At 58.8% G+C, this 24,476-nt stretch carries 22 protein-coding genes; 4 read left to right on the top strand and 18 right to left on the bottom strand.

The genetic code is table 11. From position 1 onward, the window contains the following. Nucleotides 1–95: 95 nt before the first annotated feature. From hutC to LT85_RS11170, 3 genes are all read left to right on the top strand, one after another. Nucleotides 96–806, top strand: a complete 711-nt coding sequence (gene hutC, locus LT85_RS11180) for a histidine utilization repressor (RefSeq protein WP_081992272.1) — start codon at nucleotides 96–98, stop codon at nucleotides 804–806. Nucleotides 807–947: 141 nt separating this feature from the next. Continuing rightward, a complete protein-coding gene (locus LT85_RS11175; protein ID WP_038488638.1) occupies nucleotides 948–2,444 on the top strand; it encodes an MFS transporter in 1,497 nt (498 codons plus the stop codon). Continuing rightward, nucleotides 2,441–3,241, top strand: a complete 801-nt coding sequence (locus tag LT85_RS11170; RefSeq protein WP_038488635.1) for a ferredoxin--NADP reductase — start codon at nucleotides 2,441–2,443, stop codon at nucleotides 3,239–3,241. The genes LT85_RS11175 and LT85_RS11170 overlap by 4 nt, the downstream gene beginning before the upstream one ends. Before the next feature lie 13 nt (nucleotides 3,242–3,254). Here LT85_RS11170 and LT85_RS11165 read toward each other — a convergent pair whose 3' ends face one another. The 4 genes from LT85_RS11165 to LT85_RS11150 are packed head-to-tail and all read right to left on the bottom strand — an operon-like array spanning nucleotide 3,255 to nucleotide 6,736. After that, nucleotides 3,255–3,950, bottom strand: a complete 696-nt coding sequence (locus LT85_RS11165; protein WP_172656971.1) for an ABC transporter ATP-binding protein — start codon at nucleotides 3,948–3,950, stop codon at nucleotides 3,255–3,257. Next, a complete protein-coding gene (locus LT85_RS11160) occupies nucleotides 3,947–4,720 on the bottom strand; it encodes an ABC transporter ATP-binding protein (protein WP_038488632.1) in 774 nt (257 codons plus the stop codon). Before LT85_RS11160 ends, LT85_RS11165 begins: the two co-directional genes overlap by 4 nt. Then, a complete protein-coding gene (locus LT85_RS11155; RefSeq protein WP_052135071.1) occupies nucleotides 4,717–5,781 on the bottom strand; it encodes a branched-chain amino acid ABC transporter permease in 1,065 nt (354 codons plus the stop codon). Before LT85_RS11155 ends, LT85_RS11160 begins: the two co-directional genes overlap by 4 nt. A 10-nt stretch (nucleotides 5,782–5,791) precedes the next feature. Next, on the bottom strand, nucleotides 5,792–6,736 hold the full coding sequence (locus tag LT85_RS11150) for a branched-chain amino acid ABC transporter permease (RefSeq protein ID WP_038488628.1): 945 nt from the start codon (nucleotides 6,734–6,736) through the stop codon (nucleotides 5,792–5,794). Between the two features lie 159 nt (nucleotides 6,737–6,895). On the opposite strand from LT85_RS11150, the gene LT85_RS11145 reads away from it, so the two are divergent. Then, nucleotides 6,896–7,501, top strand: a complete 606-nt coding sequence (locus LT85_RS11145; protein ID WP_038488626.1) for a DUF2239 family protein — start codon at nucleotides 6,896–6,898, stop codon at nucleotides 7,499–7,501. Between the two features lie 127 nt (nucleotides 7,502–7,628). On the opposite strand, the gene LT85_RS25395 is transcribed toward LT85_RS11145, so the two are convergent. From LT85_RS25395 to LT85_RS11075, 14 genes are all read right to left on the bottom strand, one after another. Further along, the gene (locus LT85_RS25395) at nucleotides 7,629–8,495 is read right to left on the bottom strand and encodes a transglutaminase-like domain-containing protein (RefSeq protein WP_052135070.1); all 867 of its coding nucleotides are present in this window, start codon (nucleotides 8,493–8,495) and stop codon (nucleotides 7,629–7,631) included. A gap of 10 nt (nucleotides 8,496–8,505) precedes the next feature. Further along, nucleotides 8,506–9,429, bottom strand: a complete 924-nt coding sequence (locus LT85_RS11135) for a rhodanese-like domain-containing protein (protein WP_038488621.1) — start codon at nucleotides 9,427–9,429, stop codon at nucleotides 8,506–8,508. After that, nucleotides 9,426–10,115, bottom strand: a complete 690-nt coding sequence (locus tag LT85_RS11130) for a type II secretion system GspH family protein (protein ID WP_052135069.1) — start codon at nucleotides 10,113–10,115, stop codon at nucleotides 9,426–9,428. Before LT85_RS11130 ends, LT85_RS11135 begins: the two co-directional genes overlap by 4 nt. Then, nucleotides 10,102–10,512: a type II secretion system protein gene (locus LT85_RS11125; protein ID WP_052135068.1), complete on the bottom strand. Its 411-nt coding sequence runs from the start codon at nucleotides 10,510–10,512 to the stop codon at nucleotides 10,102–10,104. The genes LT85_RS11130 and LT85_RS11125 overlap by 14 nt, the downstream gene beginning before the upstream one ends. Beyond that, the gene (locus tag LT85_RS11120) at nucleotides 10,487–10,924 is read right to left on the bottom strand and encodes a type II secretion system protein (RefSeq protein WP_081992761.1); all 438 of its coding nucleotides are present in this window, start codon (nucleotides 10,922–10,924) and stop codon (nucleotides 10,487–10,489) included. The genes LT85_RS11125 and LT85_RS11120 overlap by 26 nt, the downstream gene beginning before the upstream one ends. Nucleotides 10,925–10,980: 56 nt before the next feature. After that, on the bottom strand, nucleotides 10,981–13,383 hold the full coding sequence (locus LT85_RS11115; RefSeq protein ID WP_052135067.1) for a cohesin domain-containing protein: 2,403 nt from the start codon (nucleotides 13,381–13,383) through the stop codon (nucleotides 10,981–10,983). Nucleotides 13,384–13,390: 7 nt separating this feature from the next. After that, nucleotides 13,391–13,930, bottom strand: coding sequence for a hypothetical protein (locus tag LT85_RS25390; RefSeq protein ID WP_052135066.1), 540 nt, complete (start codon nucleotides 13,928–13,930; stop codon nucleotides 13,391–13,393). Then, on the bottom strand, nucleotides 13,930–14,571 hold the full coding sequence (locus tag LT85_RS11105; RefSeq protein WP_038488616.1) for a hypothetical protein: 642 nt from the start codon (nucleotides 14,569–14,571) through the stop codon (nucleotides 13,930–13,932). The genes LT85_RS25390 and LT85_RS11105 overlap by 1 nt, the downstream gene beginning before the upstream one ends. Further along, entirely contained in the window at nucleotides 14,559–15,944 is a 1,386-nt protein-coding gene (locus LT85_RS11100) for a hypothetical protein (protein ID WP_038488613.1), read from the bottom strand. The genes LT85_RS11105 and LT85_RS11100 overlap by 13 nt, the downstream gene beginning before the upstream one ends. 34 nt (nucleotides 15,945–15,978) lie before the next feature. After that, nucleotides 15,979–17,643, bottom strand: coding sequence for a GspE/PulE family protein (locus LT85_RS11095; protein WP_301280499.1), 1,665 nt, complete (start codon nucleotides 17,641–17,643; stop codon nucleotides 15,979–15,981). Nucleotides 17,644–18,066: 423 nt separating this feature from the next. After that, nucleotides 18,067–19,275, bottom strand: a complete 1,209-nt coding sequence (locus LT85_RS11090) for a type II secretion system F family protein (protein WP_081992269.1) — start codon at nucleotides 19,273–19,275, stop codon at nucleotides 18,067–18,069. Between the two features lie 96 nt (nucleotides 19,276–19,371). Beyond that, a complete protein-coding gene (gspG, locus tag LT85_RS11085; RefSeq protein WP_038488604.1) occupies nucleotides 19,372–19,821 on the bottom strand; it encodes a type II secretion system major pseudopilin GspG in 450 nt (149 codons plus the stop codon). Further along, nucleotides 19,818–23,801 (bottom strand): Ig-like domain-containing protein, encoded by a 3,984-nt coding sequence (locus LT85_RS11080; RefSeq protein ID WP_156117496.1) that lies wholly within the window; start codon nucleotides 23,799–23,801, stop codon nucleotides 19,818–19,820. The genes gspG and LT85_RS11080 overlap by 4 nt, the downstream gene beginning before the upstream one ends. A 168-nt stretch (nucleotides 23,802–23,969) precedes the next feature. After that, a complete protein-coding gene (locus LT85_RS11075; RefSeq protein ID WP_156117495.1) occupies nucleotides 23,970–24,476 on the bottom strand; it encodes a hypothetical protein in 507 nt (168 codons plus the stop codon).

Genomic DNA, 24,476 nt, shown 5'->3' with positions numbered 1-24,476 from the left:
ATGTGTTGACTTCAAGTCCACTTGAACTTGCATACTTGGCTGGTTGGCAACTGAGGTAGTATCCGTGATGAATTTTATTAAGTAGGAGCCGGCATATGCATGGCACGTTAGACAAAAAAGCAATTCCCGCATTCCAGCAGGTAAAAGACCACGTTTTGCAGCAAATCCGCAGCGGCGAGTGGAAGCCGGGCGACCTGATCCCTTCAGAGCGCGAACTGATGGCGCAATTCGGCCTGTCGCGCATGACCGTCAATCGCGCCCTGCGCGAACTGACCGACAACCAGCAGCTGGTTCGTATACAAGGCTCGGGCACCTACGTCGCTCCAGGAAAATACCAGTCTACACTGGTGGAAATACGCAGTATCGATGATGAACTGGTCGCGCGCGGCCACCGCTATCGCAGCCAGGTGCTGACCCTGGAGGCCAGCGCCACGCCGGTCGCACAGAAGGCGCTTGGGCTGGAATCGGGGCCCGCGTTTCATTCGGTGATTGTGCATTTTGCCGACGACATTCCGATCCAATTGGAAGACCGCTACACAAATCCTCAGCTGTTTCCCGACTACCTGCAACAGGATTTCCATCTGGTGACGCCGAATCACTACATGGTGCAGATTGCGCCGCTGGACAGGGCCGAATACAGCATTGAATCAAAAATGCCAGAGGCCGCGATGCGCAAGCAACTGCAGATGGAGGCAGGCGAACCCTGTCTGCTGCTGTCGCGGCGAACCTGGGTTCACGATACCGTGGCGACTTCAGTCACCTTGTGGCATCCGGGTTCGCGCTATCAATTTACCGGCGGTTTCTAAACAGCGCTAACGCCGCACAAGACGTGACAAACGGCTGGGCACAGCCAGGCTAACGTGGCGCAGCCTGTCGGATCGGTGCGTCGCCGATCTGACGAAAGCTGCCCTTTCAACTTATCAGCATCAATCAGGACAAATTTGACCATGTCGCTTTCTCCCAGCGCTACCAACACCGATTCGCCACCGGCCAGCTGGGCCGACCTGCTCTCCGGGAAGAACGCCTTGCGCTCCCTGACCCTGGCGGGCGGCATCGGCATGCATGCCACCAATGTGTATATCGTCACCACCATCCTGCCGTCGGTGGTCAAGGATATCGGTGGCCTTGAATACTATGCGTGGGCCACTTCGCTGTTTGTAGTGGCCTCGATCATCGCAGCCGGCCTGGCGTCACGGCTGGTGGAATGGATCGGCTATCGCTCTGCATGCCTGCTTGCCTTGCTGGTGTTTTCCATCGGCTCGGCCGGCTGTGCGCTGGCGCCGCATATGGTGTGGTTGCTGCTGGCGCGCACCATCCAGGGCTTCGGCGGCGGCGTGCTGGTGGCGCTGTCGTACGCCATGGTGCGCCTGGTGTTTGCGCCGCCGCTGTGGTCGCGGGCGATGGCGCTAATGTCGGGCATGTGGGGGATTTCCACGTTATCGGGTCCGGCCATCGGCGGCATGTTCGCGCAGGCCGGTAGCTGGCGCGGCGCCTTCTGGGCCCTGTTGCCAGCGGCGATCGGATTGGCGCTACTGGTGCAATTTACCCTGAAAATTCCCAAAGAAGAACGCAGCGACGACAGTCCTGGCGCCATTCCCCTGCTTAAAATATTTCTGCTGGCCGCCGCAGTGATGTCGGTATCCGCAGCCAGCCTGTTCAGCAGCGCGTGGCTGAATATGGGCGGCATCCTGCTGGGGATCTGCCTGGTCGCGCTGATCGGCTGGATGGAGCAGCGCGACGGCCCACGCCTGTTGCCGACCGGCGCATTTTCCCTTGGCAACAGGATGGGCGCGCTGTATGTCTCCATGATATTGATGATTCTTGCGCTCACCACAGAAATCTATGTCCCTTACTTCCTGCAAGTCATCCAGGGTCATTCACCGCTGCTGGCCGGCTACCTGACCGGAATCATGTCCTGCGGCTGGACCCTGGCCGCCCTGCTGTTCTCCAGCTACAGCGGCACGCGTGCCCGGTTCGTCATGCGCGCCGGACCTGTGGTGGTGGTTGCCGCCCTGCTATCCCTGGCGTTAATGCTGCCTTCGGTAGCGCTATTGCAGCAATACGGCCTGCTGCCGTTGTGCATTGCACTGCTGATGGTCGGCTTTGGCATCGGCATGGGCGCGCCACATCTGATGGCGAAAATACTCAGCAGCGCCGATGCTGACGAAGGCAACCTCGCCGCTTATTCGATCACTACCGTACAGCTGTTTGCGACCGCTATCGGCGCCGCCCTGGCCGGCATGGTGACCTCGCTGGCGGGGCTTGCCCAACCCGGCGGCTTACCTGGCGCGCTAAATGGGGCACAATGGCTATTCATCTGCTTTTCTATAGCGCCTTTGCTTGCGTTTTTCACGATACGGCAAGCCTTGCGCTTAAAAACCGCGGCAATCGCTACGCCTCGTAATGAACAACGTGATACACCACTGCGGGAACCTTTGTCATGAGCAGCACACCTCCCAAGCCTACGGTCTCGCCTCTTAAAGCCAGCACCGAAACCGTCACCAGCGTACACAACTGGACCGATAAGCTGTTTTCATTTCGCACCACGCGCCCGGCTGGCTACCAGTTCACGCCGGGACAATTCGCCCGGCTGGGCGTAACGGTCGGCGAGGAAACGTTGTGGCGCGCCTATTCGGTGACGTCCGCCGCCACTGAAAATGAGTTGGAATATTTTCTGGTGCAGGTTCCCGGCGGCCTTTTCACCGAACAGCTCAAGCATCTCAAGCCAGGCGATCCCGTGCTAGTCGAAAAATTCAGCTACGGCTTCATGACCGCCGACCGCTTTGTCGATGGCGATGACCTGTGGATGCTAGCCACCGGCACGGGGCTTGGCCCGTTCATCTCGATCTTGCAGGACCCGATGGTGTGGCAGAAATTTCGTAACCTGATCCTGGTGCATTGCGTCAGGAATGCTGAAGAGCTGGCATATCAGGATCTGCTGTCGACATTGCCGTTGCGACCGGAACTGGCTGCCGGCGGCGCACGCCTGCAATTGATACGCGCCACCACCCGCGACGCGAAAGCCGTTGCGGGCGATCTGCAAGGCCGCATCACCACCCTTCTAACCAGCGGCGCACTGGAGGCTGCGGCAGGCCTGCCGATCACGGTAGAAGCATCGCGCGTCATGATGTGCGGCAATCCGGAGATGATTACCGAAACCAGGGAAATCCTTCACCAGCGCGGCTTGCGCCCTTGCCGGCGGGCGGTGCCAGGACAGTTTGTGACGGAAGACTACTGGTAATCGACAGGTTGCATCAGACTTCCAGCCATTTCTGCCGCACTGCCGGATTGGCGCGCAATTCGGCCGGCGTCCCGGCAAACACGATCCGGCCATGCCCCATCACAAGTACCCGGTCAGAAATATCGAGCGCGATGCTGAGTTTTTGTTCGACCAACAGCACGCCCAAACCCTGCGTGCGCAAAGCCAGCAGATGCTTTGCAACCGCCCTGACCATCTCCGACGCCAGCCCTTCGGTCGGCTCATCCACCATGATCAGGCGCGGCTTACCCATCAAACTACGGCACAGGCTGAGCATTTGCTGCTCGCCGCCGGACAACAGGCCCGCCGCAACGTGCTTGCGCTCTGCCAGCCGCGGCATCAGGCTCCATGCTTCATCCAGCGCTGCCGGTTTTGACTCTTTCTGCCCCAACAGCAGATTCTGCTGCACCGTCAACGTCGGAAAGATCGCTCGTTCTTCCGGTACGTAAGCCATGCCTTGCCTGGCGACCTGGAAAGTTTTCATGCCTGCCAGCTCGACGCCGCCAAGCCGCACCGAACCGTTGCTGCGCAACATGCCCATGATTGCCTTAAGCATTGTCGAACGGCCGACACCATTGCGCCCCAACAAGCTGACGATTTCACCTGACCGGACCTCAAGGTCGACGCCATGGAGTACATGGCTTTGGTCGTAAAATGCATGCAGGCCACGAATTTCAAGCAAGGCGTTCATGGCTGCTCCGCTCCCATGCTGCCGAGATAGGCAGCCTGCACCACACGATTATTGCGAATCGCCGCAGGCGTATCGCAGGCGATAATCCGTCCATCCACCAGCACCGCAATGCGGTCCACCAGACCGAACACCACATCCATGTCGTGCTCGATCATCAGCAAGGTCTTGCCAACGCTGACGCGCCGGATCAAATCGGCAGCAGCGGCAGCTTCATCGCGGCTCATGCCGGCCGTTGGTTCATCCAGCAAGATCAGGCCGGCATCACCGGCGATCGTGATGCCGATTTCCAGCGCACGCTGATCGGCATAACTAAGGTCTCCGGCAAGCATGCCGCTGCTGGCTTGCAGCCCACATTGCTCCAACAGCTCTTGGGTACGCAGATTCACCAGGCGCAGGCTGGACAGGCGTCGCCAAAAGACATAGCGATCTCCGTGCGCTGACAATACTGCTGCGCGCAAATTGTCCGCAACGCTCAGGCGCGGGAAAATATTAGTGATCTGAAAACTCCGCGCCAGCCCCAGCCGGCTGATCTGGAACGGACTCATACCGCCGATTTGCAGCCCCCGCAACAGTATCTCGCCGCTGCTGGCGGCAGCGCCACCCGATATCAGGTTGAACAGTGTCGATTTTCCAGCGCCGTTGGGGCCGATCAAGGCGAGCCTTTCGCCCTGCCGTAGCTGTAAATCTGCACCATTGATAATGTGCGCGCCGCCGAACCGCTTATGCAGGTTTCGCAATTCCAGGACATGAGGCTGATGTTGATCGCTCACTGGACCGCCGCGCGTCGATACAACATTTCAATCAGAAACACGGCCACGCCTGCAAGCAGCAGCAAGCCCGCCAAGCGTATTAATGACGCCATGCCAATGCCCCGACGGCGTTCAGCCAGCCGCCCCCAGATCCCGGCAATGCCACCCGGCGCAAACAGTACGATCATCACGAACAGCAAACCGAGATACAACTGCCAGCCGCGGGTATAGGTCGAGAGTAAAGAAGAAAAAAGCACGCCGACCACCGCACCTATCATCGGCCCGAAAAAATAGCCGATACCGCCGATAAAGGTAAACAACAGGATTTGCGCCGAGCGCAACAAGCTGAGATTTTCGGCGCTGACGATTTCAAAATTGATCGCTGTCAGCGCGCCGCCAATGCCGGCAAAGAATGCCGACAGCATGAACATCAGATAACGCACGCGGCGCGGATCATGGCCGATGAAGGCGGCACGCTCGGGATTGTCGCGCACGGCATTGGCGATACGTCCCAGCGGAGTTTGCGTTAGCGCATACATGGCGGCAGCGCATACGAATAGCCAGAAAGCGATCAAATAGTAGACCTGCAACTGAGAGGCAAAATCGATGCCGATGAATGGCGCACCCAGTACGCGATCCGTGTTGACGCCGCTCTCGCCGCCAAACCAGCCTGGAAACATCAAGACGCCGGCAGCAATCAGTTCCACCAGCGCCAGGCTGATCATCGACAAAGCTGTGCCTGATCTGCGCGTGGTGACAAAACCGAACGCAGCGCCAGCCAGCATGCCGGCAATACCGCCCACAAGCGGGACAAGCAACAATGCAGCCGCGCTGCCGCCGGCCAGCGAGTTCATCACATGCACACTGACGAATGCAGCCAGGCCCGCATACACAGCGTGGCCAAAAGACAGCATACCACTCTGCCCCAGCAGCATATTGAAGGAAAGCGCCAGGATCATCATGCAGCCGCATTGCGAGAGGATCGATAGCGCCGCGCTTTGTGCAAACACCAAGGGTGCCACGATCAATATCAAGGCAAAGCCCGGCCAGACCGATTTACTACGCAAGGAAGAAAGTGTCATTGATTCGCCTTCAGTCGCGCCTGCCGAGCAAGCCGCGCGGACGCAGCAGCATGACCAGCACCAGCAACAGATAAGGAAAGACCGGAGCGACCTGCGCCAGCGTCAGTCGCAACAAGGGATAGCCTATGGCTTCCGGGCTGACCTGGATTCCCCAACGCGCCAGGCCGCTCAACAAGGAAACGTCAAGCGCCACTGCGTAGGTTTGCAGGATCCCGATCAGCAGCGATGCGATGAATGCCCCCGCCAACGAACCCAGGCCGCCGACCACCACCACCACGAAAATGATGCTGCCAACCCCGGCCGCCATGCCCGGTTCGGTGACGAACGCATTGCCGCCCACTACACCGGCCAGGCCGGCCAGCGCGCAACCGGCCGCAAACACCAGCGTAAATATCCTTGGCACATTGTGTCCGAGCGCTTCCAGCATCTGCGGGTGCGTCAGCGCCGCCTGGATCAGCAAGCCGATGCGGGAACGCTTCAACAGCCAGCTCGCCGTGAGTAATGTCAGCAACGCCAGCAACATCATGAAACCGCGATACATCGGAAACGCCGTGGAATACAAGGTAAACAACGGACCATCAAGTTGCGCCGGAATCGCGTACGGCATTGCCGATTTACCCCAGGCAAGTTGGACCAGTTCAACTATCACGTAGGACAGGCCAAAAGTAAACAGCAGCTCCGCAACCTGGCCATGACGCCGCACATGGCGCAAGCCGAAGCGCTCCACCAGCGCCCCCAGCAAGCCGACCAATAGCGGCGCCAGCAGCAACGCAGGCCAGAATCCCAGCTGGATGCTAATCGCGTAGGCAAAATAAGCGCCCAGCATGTAGAAACTGGCATGCGCAAAGTTCAGCACGCCCAGCATGCTGAAGATCAGGGTCAATCCGGACGACAGCAGGAACAGCAGCAAGCCGTAACTGAGTCCGTTCAGCAAAGTGATGAGGGTAAATTCCATTGTGCGGAGTGGTGATGCCTAGGTCCGGCATTCTACCGGTTTGTCCAAAAAACATATTTTCATTCAATCTACCGCTATTTTTACCAAGGTAATATTGACACGCCAGTTAAGCCCGGGTAATATTTAATCACTCACTTAACTCACTAGAAACAATCCGCCATGAGTACATCGACCAACCCGGTAATCGCCTTCGCCGGAGCGCACCGCATCGCCGCCGGCCAGCTCGCGCTGGTGGCCCTGAAAGCCAAGGAACTGCTGGACCGCAACGACAACGCGACCATCCTGATTTTCGACGACCTCACCAGCGAGCAGGTCGAAGTGGATTTCCGCGGCAGCGCCGAGCAAGTGCTGCAGCGCCTGGCTGCCGACGACGCTGCCTCCACCGCATCTGAAGAAAACCCCGATAGCCATGAACCCGCGCGCGGCCCGGGCCGCCCCAAACTGGGCGTCGTCGGCCGCGAAGTGACGCTGCTGCCCCGTCACTGGGACTGGCTCAACGCACAGGCCGGCGGCGCCTCGGTGGCCTTGCGCAAACTGGTAGAAGATGCGCGCCGCCATAGCGAACAACGCGATCAGCTGCGCCGCGCCCAGGAATACGCCTATCGCTTCATGTCGGCGATGGCAGGCAACAGTGTGAATTTCGAGGAAGCGGCACGGGCTTTGTTTGCTGGCGACCTGGCTGGATTCGAGTTGCTGATTGAGGCATGGACGCCGGATGTGCGCGATCATCTCAAGGTCTTGGCGACGCGAGCGTTCGCGGCTTAAACAGGCTAAAAACAGCATTACTGCAGGCGAACCGCATAGGCAAGTGCACTAAACAACACTAAAGCGACCTCGCTCAGGATCACGGAAGGCTGGATGCTTCCGGTGCAACCGATATAGGCTAGCTGCGCTACAACCTGATCTGCAATTCGCCATTGCTATGAAAGCGATGCGCCAAACCAACTGGATTTGTGATCTTGTCACGATAAAAACGGAAAGCGATGTACTGCTGCGCCGGAGTCAGCCAGTGTTCCTTCTGCGCATCCAGCAAGCGCCAGGCGCCGTCGATATGCAGTTCTGCCCAGTTGTGATAGTCCTCCGCCCGTGGTGCAATGTTGCGATCAGTGACGTAGCCGCCGACCATGCGCGCAGGAATGCCGTTAGCACGCGCCAGAGCCACCGCCAGATAAGCGTACTCGGTGCAGTCGCCGCTACGCTGCGTCACCGCATATAACGCCCCCAGGTCGTCGGCTATATAGCCGGCATAGTGCATGTTCTGGCGCAGCCATTCGTAGATCGCGCGTCCGCTGGATTGTGCCGTCGGTTGCCGGAGTTGTGCAGCCAAGGCTTGTATGTGCGCGTCCGAGGTTTCTATATAGCGCTCGGTCGTCAGCCAATCACGAAAATCCTTCAATGGCGCGGGTTCGCTGGCGTCATGCAGCAGCACGTCCACAGCAATGCTGACGACCTTGGTCGCAAGCGGCGCAATGCGTGTAAAACTGAGCTGTAGAATATTGTGCCCGAGCGCATCGGACAACATGTTGTGCTTCGCAGATACGCTGACGCTGTCAATTTGCTGGATCGGGCTTTCGCTGGCGGGCAGGTACAGCCATAACTGCTGGTCGCGCAGCTCGCTTGGATGTGGATTAGACAACACGATGGAAAAACGCAACTGGCGGCGCACCGCTTGCTGCGCGGAAGCTGCGCACGGCATCAATGCTGCCGTCAGCATGCCGCCGGAATGGCGCAGCCAGGACCGTCGTTTCAAATTCGTCATTGCTCGGCCGCTACAAGCCGCAGCCAAGCTGCTTCGGGCCGTTGGCTTGCGCCAGCCATATCGCCTTTTGCTGGGCGACCTGACGCAAATAGACGTCGACGCTGCCGGAATAAAACAACAAGGGTGTCGGCAGCGCCGCTTCGCGCAATTTCTGGATAGCGTCGGCCGTCAGGCTGACCGCGCTCGCCACCACGACAGCGGCCAGAGGAGATTTTCCGCCTTGCCTGCGGCGTTGCTCAAGCGCGCGTTTGATCTCTGCCGCGTTTGCTTCCGGAATTGCCTGGGCCGACAACTGCTGTTGCATGGCAGCCTGGCCACGCACCAGCAACACCAGATTGGCATCGAACTGACTCTCGCCCCACAACTCAGATGAATCCAGGTGGGTATACTCCATTACATCTGCAGGCTTCCCCAAGACGGCATGGCGCGCCGACAGCCATACCGGCATGCCGCCGCGCAGCACCCTGACCTGCTTGAAACCCTCTGCCTTAAGCGTTGCGCAGGCAGCATAAAGCTCTCGTTCAGCCTTGCCATTGCCGATCAGGACTACGTTCTTACTATGCAAAAACGGCTTGGTGCGCAATTCGGAAACGCTCATATTGAGAGTCTCCGCAATGCGGTAGGCCGAATATTCGGCGGGCAAACGCGTATCGACCAACGTAGTTTCCGTATGACCAAGCTGCGGCAGCAGCTCGGCAGCGCCGATCGCGCAAGACATATCCGGCTGCCGCTCCGCGACTATCGTGCCTGAGGCAGATTTGGCCGGCAGCGCATCGGTGCGCATGCACATGCTGCCGGCCTGCTTGATATTCTTCAAGGCCTCAGGCATGCCATCGGCAGGCTGCGCCGCGACGGTCGCAGCGGGGCTGAATAACAGGATCGCCACAACATACATACAGCAAGCGGCGGGCGGCAACTTCGAAAATGGCTTCATTTGCGCTCCATTTGATATTGATTGCTATTGATTGGCGCTTGATTCGGGACTGCCGCAGGCAAGACTGGCGCGCCAATGGGCTGATCGAGGCTAACAGCCTTGAGCTCCTTGCCACCGCCGGCACCCTCAAGATCGCCGCGCAACAACAGGTCAGCAGGATAGGTAAAAACCCAGTCGCTATATTTTTCCTTGCCGCGGAAGGTCATGTCATCGGCTTCGAAACGGTCTTGCTTGATCGGCATCAATACAGATGTCGAATGCACGCCGACGATGCGCCCGCCCACTCGCACCAGGCCCCACTCCGTACCGCCGGTCATCGGGTCGATGAAAATCTTGCGCAGATGGCGCCTGAGGCCGGGGCTGCGATTATCCTTCAGCAAATCCTCCAGGCTGGCAGGATAAACGCGGCCGCTCGCGGCTTGCACAGCGCCGGCTGGATTCGTCTGCCCCGCATTGCCAAGACTGCCGACGGACGCCGACGCACCTCCGGCCTGGCTTTCATAGTAGCGCCCTATGGCTATCCGGAACTGCCTGCCGATGGCCAACAGCTCGGCCTCCTTGTCGCGCGTGACCGAGGTCGTATAAATGTCAGCTCCCAGCGTCAGGCTCAACCCCATCAGCGCCACCACCGCAAGCACCCAGAGATAGGCGAAGCCGCCCTCTGCGCCAGACTTAGAACGATTCATACTGCCTGCCGTCATAGGCCTGGCCGCTGGCACCGCTCTTTACATCCGCGATGCCCTTGACCTCGGCATCGCGCGGCGGAATCAGTATCCAGCTTGAATTCAAGTCAGTGACCGGATCGACCGGCACCGCCCGCAAATATTTCTGCTGCACCAGCTCGTCCAGCGTATCCGGATAGTGCCCTTTATCAGCATAAAACTTGTCCAGGGTCACACGCAGCACCTGCAGGTTTTCTTGCAGGGCGACGTCCTTGGACTTGTTGAGCGAACCGAAATAGCGCGGCAACGCGATAGTCAACAGCAAGGCAACGATCGCCATCACTACCAACATTTCAATCAGCGTAAAGCCCCGTTCGCAGCGCGCCGACAACGCTCTACCATTGTCTGTATGAGACACCATTCAATCCTTGCTTTTCTGATTTTGAATAGACGTCGAAAACGTCGTCGCCTTCGTTTGGATCGTCCGGCGGCGAAGCATAGCTGCGCAGGCCCCAGGTTTCGGCCGGCTTTGCCGTTGCGCCCTGGTACATCGGGTCCGGCGGCAGGCTGCGCAAGAAATACAGGTTCTGGCGTGACGGGCTACGCTGGTCCGGCACGCCCTCCACCAGTTCATCCAGCTTCTTCGGATAACCGGACTCGCCGATCTTGACCACAATCCTCCCCTGGTCGGCGGCCCGCTTGTAGGCATCCAGTCCTTCGCGTATCTGGATCAGGGCGCGCCGCAGTTCATGCTCCTTATCGCGCTGCAAGCTGATCTGCGCCATCGGCACCGCGACCAACACCAGCACGCCCATGATGGCAAGCGTCATCATCAGTTCGATAAAGGTGAAGCCGCCTCGAGCAGCAAACCGGCGGCAGGCTGGGGTGTTCACGGTACGATCTGCACCAGTTGTTCCGGCGGCATGGCCAGGGGTGCAGCAGAGGTCGGTTCAGGGTTTGCCGACAGCAGCTGCAGTTTGGCGGCGGCTGTCGCGGTGGACTTCAGCGCCTTGAAATTGACCGTCACCAGCGCCCCGTTGCCGTTGACGCCGGCATCGCTGCCGCTGGCATTCTGCCGTACGGCAGCGACGAATACCTTGCCTTGGGCAGGATCAATGCGATGGCTGAAATTGGTGGCGCCGCCGCTTTGCTTGAAAAAATCTCCTTCCTGCACATTCACCACCTGCAACAATTGCGGGTCAAAACCTATTAGCATCGGCATACCACGCACCGCGCCCTGGCTACTCACGCGTAACACCGCGCTGAATTGCTCGCCGACCTTGACTTGGGTCGGCGCTTGCCAGTTCAGGCTCATCGGACCACCGGCCGCGGCGGCGGGAGCAGCGCTCGCGGCAGGCGCAGGAAGTGCTGCAGCCGGCATCGGGCTGGCTGCAGGAGCAACGGCAGCGGCAGCTGCAGGCGCTGTAATTGGTGCAGCTATTGCCGCCTTCGCTCCGCTGTCCGTAGCTTCAAGGGTATTGAAACGCATCGACTCAGCGCCGATGCTGCTTTCGGTACCGGATTCGAACTCAGCCGCCAGCAAATCAGGCCGCCGGATCGAACGCACTACGCGTGGCGTGATCGACAACAGGATTTCACTACGTTGAGTATCATCTTTCTGGCTGCCAAACAGGCGGCCGACCAGCGGCAACTCTCCCAGCGCAGGCACCTTGTTGGCGGTGGAGCGGTCTTCGTCGTTGATCAGGCCGGCCAGCACCTGGGTTTCGCCATCCTTCAGGCGTAGCACGGTATTGGCGCCGCGGGTGCCGATCTGATACGACAAGGTGCCGGCCTTGCTCAAGATCTCGCGCACAATGCTAGACACTTCCAGGTTGACCTTGATCGCCACCTCTTCATCCAGATAAATGGTCGGCTCCACTTCCAGCTTCAGTCCGACGTCGACATAATTGACCGATTCCGACACAAAGCCGGTCGAGGTCGAGGTCGTCGTGATCACCGGCACGCGGTCGCCGATCAGCACCTTGGCTTTTTCCTTGTTACGCACCCGGATGCGCGGATTGGCGAGGATATTGCCGTCCTGGTCTTCCTTGCGGGCGTTGATCACCATGCTGCCGATTGTGGCCTGGGTGGTTTGCGCCGTCAGATGCTTCAAATCGTCCAGGGTCAGCGGCACGCCGCCGATCTGTAATGGCGACAAGGTCAGCTGGCTCGGCAACTGGACACCCAGCTCCATCAGGCGCGAGCGTTTGATTTCCATGATTTCGACTTCCAGCATCACTTCCGGATCGCTCAGATCCTGCAAAGCGACAATGCGTTCCGCCATGCGGATCGCCTCGGGCGTATCGCGCAGAATGATCAGGCCTAACCGTTCGTCGATCACCATGTCCTTGGTCTTGACGATGGTCTTGATGGTATTCGAAACCGCCTTGACATCGGCATTGGTCAGATAGAAGGTGCGTACCGCCAGCGTCTGGTAATCCTTGAGCTTCTGCGGCGTACTGGGATAGATCAGGATCGAATTTTCATTCAACACCTTTTGTTCCAGCTGATTGGTGACCAGCAGCAGCCGCACCACATCCGCCATCGAGGTGTTTTTCACCAGGATCGAGGCCTTCAAGTCAGGCCGCATATCCTTGTCAAAGAAAAAATTCAGGCCGGAGACCTTGGCGATCACCTCAAAGACCGTGCGCAGAGGCGCATCGCGGAATTCCAGCGTAATCGGCTTCATGTACGCGGCCGCCAGCTTGGCGTCCGGCTTGGCCGCCTTGGCTCGTGCTTCGTCGATGCGCGACTTCAGATTCAGTGCGTCTTTTTGATTGGGATTCTCCGACAGCACCGGACGCAGCTTTTCCAGCGCTTCGACCAGATCGCTGCGGCCGCCTTTCTTGAACAGCGCCTCGCCTTCCGCCAGCACCAGCCGATGACGGCGTTCCATCACCAGGGCTTCGATGCCCTGGCGCGCCATGGCATTGTTCTGATCCAGGTTCAGCGCTTGGCGGTAGTTCTTTTCCGCCTCCGCCAAACGCCCTTCGCGCCGCGCATTTTCGCCGAGTGCGACCAGCTGATTGATGATCGAGGAACGGCGGCTAGACAGCGCGATCCGGTATTCGGCATTTTTCGGCGCCAGCTTGACCGCTTCTTCCAGCTTTGCCAGTCCAGGCTCGACTTTACCCTCAGCCAGCATGGCATTACCTTCGCGGAATTCACGGGTACCGGCGCAGCCGCTCACCAGCACGCCCATCAGCACTAGGGAGAGTAGCTTGGGCAGCCGTGCTTGCTGGATGTGCCGGGCCAATTCAGGCGCATAGGTTGGTGTTGCTGCAGTCTTCATATTCTTCTCAGTTCGGCTCGTCGGCCAGGACACCGACATCCATCGTCTGCGGCTGGTTCAGCGGGGTGTACAACAAGGTCAGCAAGGGACCTTTCAAGCTTTGCACCTTGTAGTGATCGGCAATTGTGTCGCCTACGCGCACGACCAGGTTTTGATCATTGAATTGCAGGAACACCAGGTCCTGGCCGTCTTCCTGGTAGCGGCCGAGCAATTTGAACGGCAGCGGCGGCAGTTGCGCTTCCGCCGAAACTGGCGGTGCGGCATTCGCAGGCCCCACCGTAGTCTTGGGTATGGCTGGGGTCCACTGGGTCGAGGCAAAGACCTTGGCGCCATCGTCGTCTTCATCAACGTCGCGCGGACGAATCCGTAAAACATCGATCGCGCTGGACTTCTTGATTTGCTGCGGTTGAGCCGCGGAGACTGCGCTGCCGGCCTTGCGCGCCGCCAAGGCAACGCCGTCGTTACCCGGTGCCGGCGCAAAAATTACCGCCAGCACCGTCGCCAACAAGCTCACGCCGAGTATCACCCTGCCTTTATTGAATTTCATCAGAGTTCTCCCACTGCCGCATGGGCGCCGCGGCTGCCGCTGTCCGTCGGCAAGCGCGTCAACAGCACCCACTGGATGCGCGCCTCCACCACGGTCGCCTCGATGCGCTCACGCTTGAATTGCACGCTTTCCAGCGCCAGAGCTTTTTGCGCGCGCAAAGCGCTTTGCAGGAAACGATAGATCGCCTGGGCATCGCCCTTGACGGGTAAAGTCATGCGGTAACGCAGGAACTGCCCTTGCTGGTCAACCTGCGGCCGGTACTCACCGCGGGTAATCACCAATTGTTCGGCCTCCGCCAACTTGAGCAACTCTTGCACCACCATGGGAATATCCTCATGCGGCAGCAGGAAATCCTCGAAATCCTTGAGCCGGCTGCGGCCGTTCGAGTTGTTTCCGGCCAGCGGCTGCGATGACAGCTGCTGTTGGGTATGACGCGCGGCAAGCAGCTCGGTATTGGCACGTACCAGCTCACCGACCTGCTGCCGTTTGATCTGCCAGGCGGCGATGCAGGACGCAGCCGCTACCAGCAACACTAGGCCAGACCAGCCGCAACGTCGCATGAACAGGCTGGCAGCACGCTTAGACTCCCAGCTCATCTGGTCTGGCAGGCGCTGCAGCCATTGCAGTTTCACTCCGTCCATAGCGCCTCCACCGTAAAGCGATAAGGGCGTTCCGGCGAGGTTTCGACAATTTCATGGCGCGCCAGATAAGCCCCGGTAAAAGGCCGGCGCTCGGTGACAAAGGCGACGTAGCGCGCCATGTCGTCGCCGCTATGCGCTTCAGCCATGATCTTGACACCGGAACCACCGTCCGCGCTGGCGGGCGAGCTGCCCATGACTTCCACGTTCAGCACGCCAACCAGGATATCTACCGGCGGCTGTAGAGCGCGCAGCAAGGTCGAGATCGGTAAATTCAGCTCGCGCACCGCCAGATTGACCGCTTGTACGCGGCTTATCTCATCGCGGCTCCAATTGACTACTGCTGGAGGCGGCTTGCGCCCCGCTTGCACTGTCTCCAGCTGGTACTGCAGTTGCCGGACCCGGTCGTGCATTTTCCAGGTCTGGAACGCCATGGCGCCGCAGAGCAAGATCGCAATACCGGCAATTGCCCCCTGCTTCAGGGTCATGGCATTTCTGGCAGAGGCGGCATCAATCGCAAGCCGGCATCCACGCGCCAGCATCGCCAGATGCAAACCGGATGACACCTGGACGGCACTCGCCTGCGGTGGCAGCGCGACGCGGTAACGGTCAGACGCTGCCATAATCGCATCCGGGGATAGAAAGTCGAGCACGGCTACCCGCGCTACCTGGGAAAAATGTGGATCGCGCAAACGCAGCCGTTCTATATGCTCGCGCAAGCCGCCGAGGTCAGTTTGGCCATCTACTTGAGGACGGGCATTGATCTCGGTAATACGATCCGCACCCAGCACAGTCAACAGCCAGCCACTGTCCAGCACCACCAGCGCATCCGCTTTACCGCGTTGCAGGCGCGGAGCGATTTCCCAGGCCGCCACGCTGAAAGGTAGCAGCGAGCTCAGCTCAGTGCGCAATGTTGTCGTCAAGCTGGAGAGCGCCGCCAACAACAACGTAGGATAGGCAAGCGTCAGGCGCGGTGCGCCATACGGCGCATCGTCCAGCTTGACGGTATCGGCAGCGCTGAGCTCGAAGCCCGCTGCTTCCAGCTGACCGCGAGCGAATGCCGCGGTAGTATTGGCGCGCTTGAACATGTCGCTCCAGGGCAAACTCGCAGCGGAGAGCCAGATGTCGGCGACCAGCACGCGCACATCGGCCAACTGGAGTCCGGCTTCGCCAGTCTGCGTCTCCTGCCAGCGCGTCAGCGCCAGCTCCATCTGGGCCAAGGCAGCGATCGGCGCATTAACGCCTTGTGTCAGATCAAGCGGCACTTGCTGCAGGCTGCCCTTGCGCCATTGACCGCCTGCGTGCACGCCGGCCTCGACGCAGCGCGCGCCAATGACGATGAACAGCGTGCTGCGCTTCTGCCGACGCAGCGCCATGGCGACATGCCTGGCAAGCCGAGGCCGGATTTCTTTAACCCGCAACACGCGCCACCTCTTCCAATGTGGTTTCGCCGCGCGCCACCCATTGCATCGCGGTGTCGTGCAAGGCGCGCAGTCCGGCCTGCGCCGCCCTCTCTTTCAATACCGAAATCGGCGCTTTGCCGGCAATCAGTTCACGCAACGTGTCGTCCAGGATCAGCACCTCCGCCACCGCCTTGCGCCCCTTGTAGCCAATGCCACGGCAATGGCCGCAGCCGGAGCCTGCCTTGAATGTCCAGCCAGCCACTTTCTCCAGCGTCAAGCCCAGCAGCGCCAGTTCTTCGTCGCCAGGCGTCACCTCAACGGCGCAGTGCGTGCAATTGATGCGCAGCAAACGCTGGGCGACGATGCCGTTGAGCGCAGCCGCAAAACTGTAAGCATCGACTCCCATGTGCAGGAAACGCCCCAGCACATCGAATACATTGTTGGCATGTACCGTGGTAAACACCAAATGACCGGTCAGTGCCGCCTGCACCGCGATCTGCGCCGTTTCATCGTCGCGGATTTCGCCGACCATGATCTTGTCCGGATCGTGCCGCAGAATAGAACGCAAGCCGCGCGCAAAGGTCAGACCCTTCTTCTCATTCACGGGAATCTGCAAAACCCGCGGCAAGCGATACTCAACCGGGTCTTCGATCGTCACGATCTTGTCGCGCCCGGTATGGATTTCCGTGATCGCCGCGTACAGGGTGGTGGTCTTGCCTGAACCGGTCGGCCCGGTCACCAGCAGCATGCCGTGCGGCCGCGCCGCCAGCTTGCGGATCGCCGCGATGGTGTGGGCATCCAGTCCCAGATTATCCAGCTGCAGCGCGCGCGCCTCCTCCGTCAGCGATTGCCGGTCCAGCAAGCGCAGCACCGCATCCTCGCCAAAGATATTCGGCATGACTGAAACACGGAAATCGATTTCACGATTATTGACGCGGACCTTGAAACGGCCGTCTTGCGGAATCCGGCGCTCGGCGATGTCCAGCTCCGCCATCACCTTGATGCGCGAGATCACCTGCTCAGCCATGTCCTGCCCCTGCACCTGCGTGATCGGCACCAGGGCACCATCGATGCGGTACAGCACATGCAGACAGCCAGCATCGCATTCCAGGTGGATATCACTGGCCTGCAGTTTGAGGGCGTCGTAGATGGTCGAATTGACCAGCTTCACCACTGGACTGGCGTCATCGCTGATGCTCGCCAGCGTGATCACCGCCGCCACCTCCTCGTCATTGCGTGCAGCGCTGGCGCTGTCAAAGCCATCCATCGCTCTTAATAAGTGTTCCTGCTGGATGAAATACGCCTGTAAATCATCTAGATGCACCAGCACCACGCGCGGCGCCGGCGCGTGCACGCCATAGCGCCGCACAGCCCAGCTCTCGGCCGCGCCATCGAAGGGATCGCCCAGCACCAGATGCGGCACATCCGCCTCATCGTTCGCGATCAGTACGCCGCGCTGCACGCAGTCGGTGTACGAAATCCGTTCGAAATCCGGGCGCAAGGCTTGCAGCTCACGCATAGGCAGCAGCGGATAGCCGAAGCGCAGCGCCAACGCGCTCATCAGATGATCGGACTCCCACCCGGTGGCCTGCTGCAGGCTGCTGATCAGGGTTGCATCGTTTTGCGCAGACAGCAAACGTGCCTGGTCGATCAAGGCGGCGCTCAGGGTCACTATGCGTCCTCGCCTGAATTCCGCGGGAATGTGCGTCCGGTTTCTGCGTGCCTGCAGCCTACGAACATCGGAGTTTTAGCGGCCTGCAGATCGAGGCATCGGCGAACAGATGAAGCAAAAATCATTTAGGCGCCACGCAATCGACAGAAGCGAAGAATGTTGAAAAATGCGACTTTGCGAGGCCTGTCGAGGATGGCGGCACAGTGTGCAGAAAAAGCGAAGCACACACGCTCGCCTACACCACGCGTTTCCGGTGCCGGATAGGCGGCAAGACAAGATTCCCTCCCTGGGAAGCACTGCTTTGTTTCTTAATTAGTTACAGATGTAACTTTTTGTAACTTTAACATGCCGCTTTTTCTTTATCAATGCAGGAGGGAAACTTTCCTTCCTGGAAAGCAAATTAACAACAGTCACAGGATCATTTCACTCAAGACTTCCCGCCAGATCGAAAATTGGCATGTACATCAGCACCACCACCGTCCCAATCACCAGCCCGATCACAGTCATCAGAATCGGCTCAAGTAACCGTGAAGCCCAGTCAACCCATCGCGCAAAATCTTCGTCCTGGAAGCGTGCCGTGCGTTCCAGCATTTCGGCTAGTTGGCCGGAACGCTCGCCTACCTTGATCAAGGATTCCGCTACCGGACTTGCCAATCCAGTCGCCAGCAAGGCAGTCGACAGACTCTGCCCCTGCTCAACCATCAAACGGCTTTGCGCCAGCCGGCTCTGCTGCCCGGCGCTGAGCAAACCGGTGACCATACCCATGGCGCGCGACAAGGCGATCCCCGCCGCCAGCAGCAAGCTGACCGCGCGATAGAAGCGCGCCAGGCGAAACTCGTCGGCCTTGGATGCCAGCCACGGCAGGCGCAGTACCTGATTCAGCATCAAGGCGCGCCCCTCTGGCCGGCTGATCCACCAGCCCAACACGGCAAAGACGCTGAGCAGTCCGGCCAAGGCAAGCTGCCAGTGCTGATAAATGCTTTTGCCGAAAGTCAGTAGCATGCGCGAAAGGAAAGGTATTTCACGTCCGGAGGATTCGTAGACGGCACTGAATCGCGGCACCACGTAACCCAACAAGAACAGCGTGACAAAGCCGCCTACCACCAGCAGCATGACGGGATAAATCGCCGCGGAAATCAGTTTTTTCTGGATCACGTCGAACTGCGACTGATACGCGATATAACGTGCCAGCGACTGCGGCAAGTCACCGGTGCGTTCGGAAGCCCGCACGATAGCGACATAGACTTCAGGAAAATGCTGAGGCGCGATTGCCAGCACATCGGAAAAACTGCGCCCTTCGCGCAAGGTTTGCAGCAGATCTCCCAGCACGGCGCGCACCGCAGGCTGCCGTTCCTTGTTATGCAACGTGGTCAACGCCTCGGTCAGGTTCAGGCCGGCATCCAACAGGGCCAGCAGTTCCTGGCTGAACAGCAGCAAGGGAAAACGCGTCTTGCCATTGCCGCTCGCGCTCCCCGTGACGACATCGGCAGACTCGATCGACAATACGCGCAAACCACGCGCCACAGTTCTGCGTATGGCCTCGGCTTCAGATACATCCGAAAACTCCAGCGTCTGGGCGCGCCCATCCATGCCTTGCACCTGCATGCGCAAACGGCTGACAGGAACATTCATGGTGGAGGCTGGAGATGGAGTTGTCGCGTGTGGGGGTAAGGCCGGACGCGTCATGTCGGCACCACCCCAAGTTCATCATTCGAGGTGGTGCGAATTTCAACGATAGGAGACATCGGCATTGTCTCCTTCGCCACCGGCCTGGCCATCTTTGGCGTAGGACATCAAATCAAAATCGCCACCCTGTCCCGGCGAGCGGTATATATAGGCATTGCCCCAAGGGTCCGGCGGCACTTGCTTTTGCAGATACGGACCGTTCCATTTTGATTCGTCGTTAGGCTTTACCACCAGGGCATTCAAGCCCTGCTCGGTGGTCGGGTAGTGGCCGGTATCGAGACGATAGGTATCGAGCGCCTTGCCCAATCCTTCGATTTGCGCCTTGGCCGTGCCGCGTTCTGATTTGCCGAGCTGGGCAAAATAGCGTGGTCCGACGTAAGCCGCCAGCAAGCCGATGATGACGATCACCACCAGCAATTCCAGCAGGGTAAAGCCGCCCGTACGCCGCGACGATGATTTATAGGTGTTTGTTCTCAGAGGACCGTATATCATTTTTGCACCGTCACATTCCATTTAAAACCTATACCGAGCCGCAATATTTCCTTGGGAATCGGGAATCGTGCCCGCACCGTCACCGTGCTCTTGCTCTTGGCGGTTTCACCTGAATTGACCGCACCGAATTGCATGGTGTCTTCGCTGACCTGTATCCCAAAAGGCAATTTGTTCAGATGCGCCACCACGCCGGTGACGTCACTGCCGGTATTCGTCAATTCTGCGGTAAGCGAATATTCCCAGATAAAGCGGCCGACCTTGCGCTCACCAGTCACCGCCAGGCCGCATATATGAATGGTGGCGCTGTTGGTGGTGCGATTGAAGTCAGAATTGTCCTGATTGGTGATCTGCACCGGTGCGCCAGACAAGCCAATATAGTTCGGATCGACAGTAACCGCAGCTCCCGACAGCACCTGATACACCTGCGATCCATCCGGCGCGCAATCGTTTTGCCCCGTGACAGTCACGGTCTGTGTAGTCATCCAGTTCTTCGGGGTAAAAGTCAGGCTGGCAGGCATGGCGATGCCCTCACGCGGGCTGGTGCTGCTGACCGGCACAATCACGTCGCTGGTCGGTGCGCCGCCCAGGCGCACCACGAAAGCAGTCTGCTTGCCGCTCTCCGACGTCACCATGTGATTACCTGCAATGACTACGACCTTGCCAGTCTGCTTCGCCGGTGGAATCACCACTGCGCCTGCCGCATAAGCCTTGCCGACGCCTTTGACGTCATAAATCATGGCGTAGACGTAATACGCGCCCGGCGCCAGATCGGTCACATCCCAGACATAGCTGCCGGACTGCTTGCCGGCGCTCTGGCGCAGGCCGTCAACGATCAGGTTGCCAGCGAAACCAGTGCTGCTGGTACCGTAGTACAGCGCAACGGTAGGTTCGATATTCGGGTCAGTGCCTTCCCAGCGGATGGTGGCCTGCTTGCGGTCGCCGGTTGGCGTCGCAACTAACGTCGGCAAGACGGGGGTAGCCGGCGCTGTCACCTGGATCGAGGGATCCTGATAGGGCGCAGTGCTGACATACATGACCGCCAATGCCGACCAGGCGCTGCTGGCGCCCTGCGGGTCGAGCGCCCGCACGCGCCACCAGTGTGTGGTCTTGTCGGCCAGCGGCAGCGCTACGATCCAGCCGGTATTGGTAGACATGCCATCCACCACCTTGTTGCTCATGGCCGCATCACGATATACCTCGAACTGATACCGCACCGGATCGCCTTCGGGATCGAGCACCGGGTTCGCTTCCAGGCTCGGCTGCTGGGTCGCCGTCCAGGCACCATTGCCTGGATTCTTGACGGTTGGCGCTGGCGGTGGGTCATTGACCGCATTCATCAGGAAATTCGCCACTATCCACGCCGATTCGGCGCGACCGTCCTGGGCCTTGACGCGCCAGTAATAACGTTTGTTTTCAACCAGGTTGCTGATCGTCCAACTGGTCATCGCGCCAGCGCTCTGGATCACCTGGCCGGAGGCATGCTTGTCGCTGGAATCGAAGGTATTGACCGTATCGATCTCGAACACATAGGTAATCAGGTCATTTTCTGCATCGACGCTGTTCTGGATCGTCAGTGCGGTATTCGGATTAGCGCTCTGGCCGCCTACCGCCGGGCTGACGATCATGGGCGCCGATGGCGGCGTATTGCCGGTGTTGACCACGAACGGCCTGGCAATCGACGGCGTCTGCGCGCCCAGCGCATCCTTGGCGATCACCTTCCAGTAATACTTGCCATGATTGAGCAAGGGTACGGCCACGGTCCAGCTGGTGCTGCCGTCTGTTCCTTCCGCCAAATCAGCAACGGTCGTCACCACCTCGGTCAACGCGGCGTCCTTGTATAGCGTGACGCTATAGGTCACCACGTCGCCATCCTTGTCCAACGCATTGGTCCAGGTCAACACAGGCTGTAGCAAAGCGACCTCGGCATTCGGCGCCGGGCTGGTCAGGTTGAAGCTGTCTGGCGGATCGTTGAACAGATTGACGAAGAAGCGGCCGTTGACCCACGGGCTGTACATTTTGCTACCGTCGAATGCACGCGCACGCCACCAGTAATGCGTGTTGTCGATCAGATTGTCGGGCGGCTGCCACGAAGTAGGCTGGGCCACATCTCCGGCCCCATTACCAGCACCGGGCACGGCCTTGTCAACTAACGCGCTGGCGACCAGTTGGGTCAGCGCCTGATCCTTGTAAACCTCGAACTGCACCTTCACGGTCGGATCCTGCGCTGCCGTTGCGGCCTGCACTCGCAGCACCGGCGTCAGCGTCGTCACCTGGCCGCCCGAAACAGGACTATCGATAGTCGGCGTGCCAGGTCCGGGCGGCGGGCTATTGGTTTCCACCTTGATGCTGGCCGAACGGGTCGCGCTCAAGCTGCCGTCCGTGGCGGTATAGGTAATCAGATAGTTGCCCGCCGCACCCTTGGCCGGCGTCCAGTCGAACACGGTGCGCGAAACGCCAGGCGCCTTGGGATCGCTCGCCTGCGCTGTAAATCTGGCGCCCACTGGCAGCGGCACGGCGCTCACGGTAACTGCCTTGCCATCGGGGCTGCTGGCTTCGACCAGAAACGAGACCTGCTGGCCTTCCTTGGTGACGTGGTCCGGGATGAACTGGATTTGCGGCGGCCGGGCGACCGCTGGCGGCGCATCGAAGCCGGCATCGTAAACACCCGGTGTATTGACGTCGAAAAAATTGACCCAGTATTCCCACTGTTTGCTTTGCGTATTGCGCGTACGGGACAGCCATACATTTTCCGGCAGCATGATCTTTGCATCGGACCGGACGATCTGGCCAAGCGCTTTCTGGCCATGGAAGGGATCCGGCAATTTGACATAGATAAAGCCAGCCGTAGGCGGTATCAACAGGTGATAGCTGGCAGTGTCCGGCGGTGCGCCCGGCACGGCGGCGCCGACCGTGAGTTGCGCGACGGCGCTATGATCCGTGACGACGGTATCCGGACCGTCTGATTCATAGACGCGGATCACGTCGCCGTCCTGGGCCAGGAAATCACGCACGTAGTCGCGGCCTGGCAGGTCTACTCGCACGTCATGGATCAGGAAATGCGCGTTGGCGGCTTGCAGGATCGAGGTCAGCGATCCACCCAGTTCATCGGCGTGGCTGAACTTGGCCGTGAATTCCGTAAATGTTCCTGCCAGCGTACTTTCCATGATCCAGCGCGCCATTTTGCTGGTGCCGGGGGCGACGTCGCCGAAATTCGCCAGCAAGGTATTTTGTACCGGAGCATCGTTGATGTAGCTGCCGGTCAGCTTGAAGTTGATCAGCAAGCCTTGTTTGTTCTCAATGATCTTTGGCTGCGCGGAATCGATTTTGAGATTCTTGGCAATCGCCATCCCGTTGTTCTTGATGCGTACACCGAGCGTGAATGGCACCACGGGTTCAATTTCGGGGGTCAACGGATCGTCGCCCTCGACATTCTTTGTAAGGAAATAATCGAGCGTAAGCAATGGCAACGGCTTGACCGTGATCACTGCCGGCGACACGTTCAGGGTCTGCTCTTCGCCGCCAAATTTGTACTTGAGCGTAGCTCCGACCAAATATTTCTTACCCAACGGCGTATTACCGGCAGATCCTGGCGCCGGAATCAGCAGCCAATTGATGGATGCGGTAGTGGCCGGACTTACGCTGCCAGTGCCATCGACGTTGGAAATGTTTTTCTTGTTCGAGATTCGGACAAAGAACTTGGCGCTGCTGCTGTTTGGATCATCGGTGATCTCCACGGGCGTGCCCTGCTCGTCAGTCACCTTGACCACCACCGAGACGTTTTCAATCAGACCGGTGTCGGTCGTGTTATTGATTCGCATCTCGGCGTCGAAGGCTTGACGCTCCAGCGTCAGCTCCTGCTTGATCTCGATCTTGACGCTGGCGCAGACGGTTTCCTGAGCATTCGTTCCTTGAGGAGTAACGCTGATCGCCGCAAAAAACGCAACTACCGGCAAGGTAGTAATAGCTTTTTTCAGAATCAAATTGACGGCCTTAACCAATCGGCAATTGAGCCTATTCTTCGCCGCACAAGCATGCATCTCTTGCTCAGTTGTTCGTTGCGTATTCTTCATCTGCGGTCAATTGAGGTATAAATTTCAGATTAATCAGATCATCCAAATCGAAAGGATTCTTATATCAACTATCAAACATTAACTATTTCCACCATTCGCCAATTCGCGTACAAGAATCATCATTACGTCCGACTGCGCCATTCCCCAAACCGGATCAACTTCAAATTTCCCTCTCAAACAGGATGAATCCACTTTTGCTCTATCACGTAGGTCAAATTCAACAGGAAACACCTCGTCAATTTTCTTTCCCAGGAGATCACACAAAATCTCAGGGCCTCTAATTTCTTTCAATTCACGACTATCAAAATATTGTGCGAGACGAAACCAGCCATAATTGTCGATTGCAATTATCAGTTCCTTGTTATGTTTTGAAAATTCCGGAGTCTCCACATTGATCCCTTCAATCAACGCCCACATGCTGCTCCCGTCGGCGAGCGTCACTTGGCACCCAGCCAAGCGCTGGGAAAATTTATCCGTCTTCTTTACGTGAATCGGCTTCACCCAGAGTTCACCGTCCTTTGACGGCACATATTGCCAAAGCCAATTCTTGCAAATATCGTCCGGAGTCACGTCACGCAATCGCAT

This window comes from Collimonas arenae, assembly GCF_000786695.1.
Taxonomy (GTDB): domain Bacteria; phylum Pseudomonadota; class Gammaproteobacteria; order Burkholderiales; family Burkholderiaceae_D; genus Collimonas; species Collimonas arenae_A.
This window is presented reverse-complemented; position numbering and strand designations above follow the sequence as displayed.

Bases quoted from the DNA above. Each gene is read 5' to 3' on its own strand.
- hutC (WP_081992272.1), top strand. From the start codon at position 96: ATGCATGGCACGTTAGACAAAAAAGCAATTCCCGCATTCCAGCAGGTA.
- LT85_RS11175 (WP_038488638.1), top strand. From the start codon at position 948: ATGTCGCTTTCTCCCAGCGCTACCAACACCGATTCGCCACCGGCCAGC.
- LT85_RS11170 (WP_038488635.1), top strand. From the start codon at position 2,441: ATGAGCAGCACACCTCCCAAGCCTACGGTCTCGCCTCTTAAAGCCAGC.
- LT85_RS11165 (WP_172656971.1), bottom strand. From the start codon at position 3,950: ATGAACGCCTTGCTTGAAATTCGTGGCCTGCATGCATTTTACGACCAA.
- LT85_RS11155 (WP_052135071.1), bottom strand. From the start codon at position 5,781: ATGACACTTTCTTCCTTGCGTAGTAAATCGGTCTGGCCGGGCTTTGCC.
- LT85_RS11150 (WP_038488628.1), bottom strand. From the start codon at position 6,736: ATGGAATTTACCCTCATCACTTTGCTGAACGGACTCAGTTACGGCTTG.
- LT85_RS11145 (WP_038488626.1), top strand. From the start codon at position 6,896: ATGAGTACATCGACCAACCCGGTAATCGCCTTCGCCGGAGCGCACCGC.
- LT85_RS25395 (WP_052135070.1), bottom strand. From the start codon at position 8,495: ATGACGAATTTGAAACGACGGTCCTGGCTGCGCCATTCCGGCGGCATG.
- LT85_RS11135 (WP_038488621.1), bottom strand. From the start codon at position 9,429: ATGAAGCCATTTTCGAAGTTGCCGCCCGCCGCTTGCTGTATGTATGTT.
- LT85_RS11130 (WP_052135069.1), bottom strand. From the start codon at position 10,115: ATGAATCGTTCTAAGTCTGGCGCAGAGGGCGGCTTCGCCTATCTCTGG.
- LT85_RS11125 (WP_052135068.1), bottom strand. From the start codon at position 10,512: ATGGTGTCTCATACAGACAATGGTAGAGCGTTGTCGGCGCGCTGCGAA.
- LT85_RS11120 (WP_081992761.1), bottom strand. From the start codon at position 10,924: ATGATGACGCTTGCCATCATGGGCGTGCTGGTGTTGGTCGCGGTGCCG.
- LT85_RS11115 (WP_052135067.1), bottom strand. From the start codon at position 13,383: ATGAAGACTGCAGCAACACCAACCTATGCGCCTGAATTGGCCCGGCAC.
- LT85_RS25390 (WP_052135066.1), bottom strand. From the start codon at position 13,930: ATGAAATTCAATAAAGGCAGGGTGATACTCGGCGTGAGCTTGTTGGCG.
- LT85_RS11105 (WP_038488616.1), bottom strand. From the start codon at position 14,571: ATGGACGGAGTGAAACTGCAATGGCTGCAGCGCCTGCCAGACCAGATG.
- LT85_RS11100 (WP_038488613.1), bottom strand. From the start codon at position 15,944: ATGGCGCTGCGTCGGCAGAAGCGCAGCACGCTGTTCATCGTCATTGGC.
- LT85_RS11090 (WP_081992269.1), bottom strand. From the start codon at position 19,275: ATGAATGTTCCTGTCAGCCGTTTGCGCATGCAGGTGCAAGGCATGGAT.
- gspG (WP_038488604.1), bottom strand. From the start codon at position 19,821: ATGATATACGGTCCTCTGAGAACAAACACCTATAAATCATCGTCGCGG.
- LT85_RS11075 (WP_156117495.1), bottom strand. From the start codon at position 24,476: ATGCGATTGCGTGACGTGACTCCGGACGATATTTGCAAGAATTGGCTT.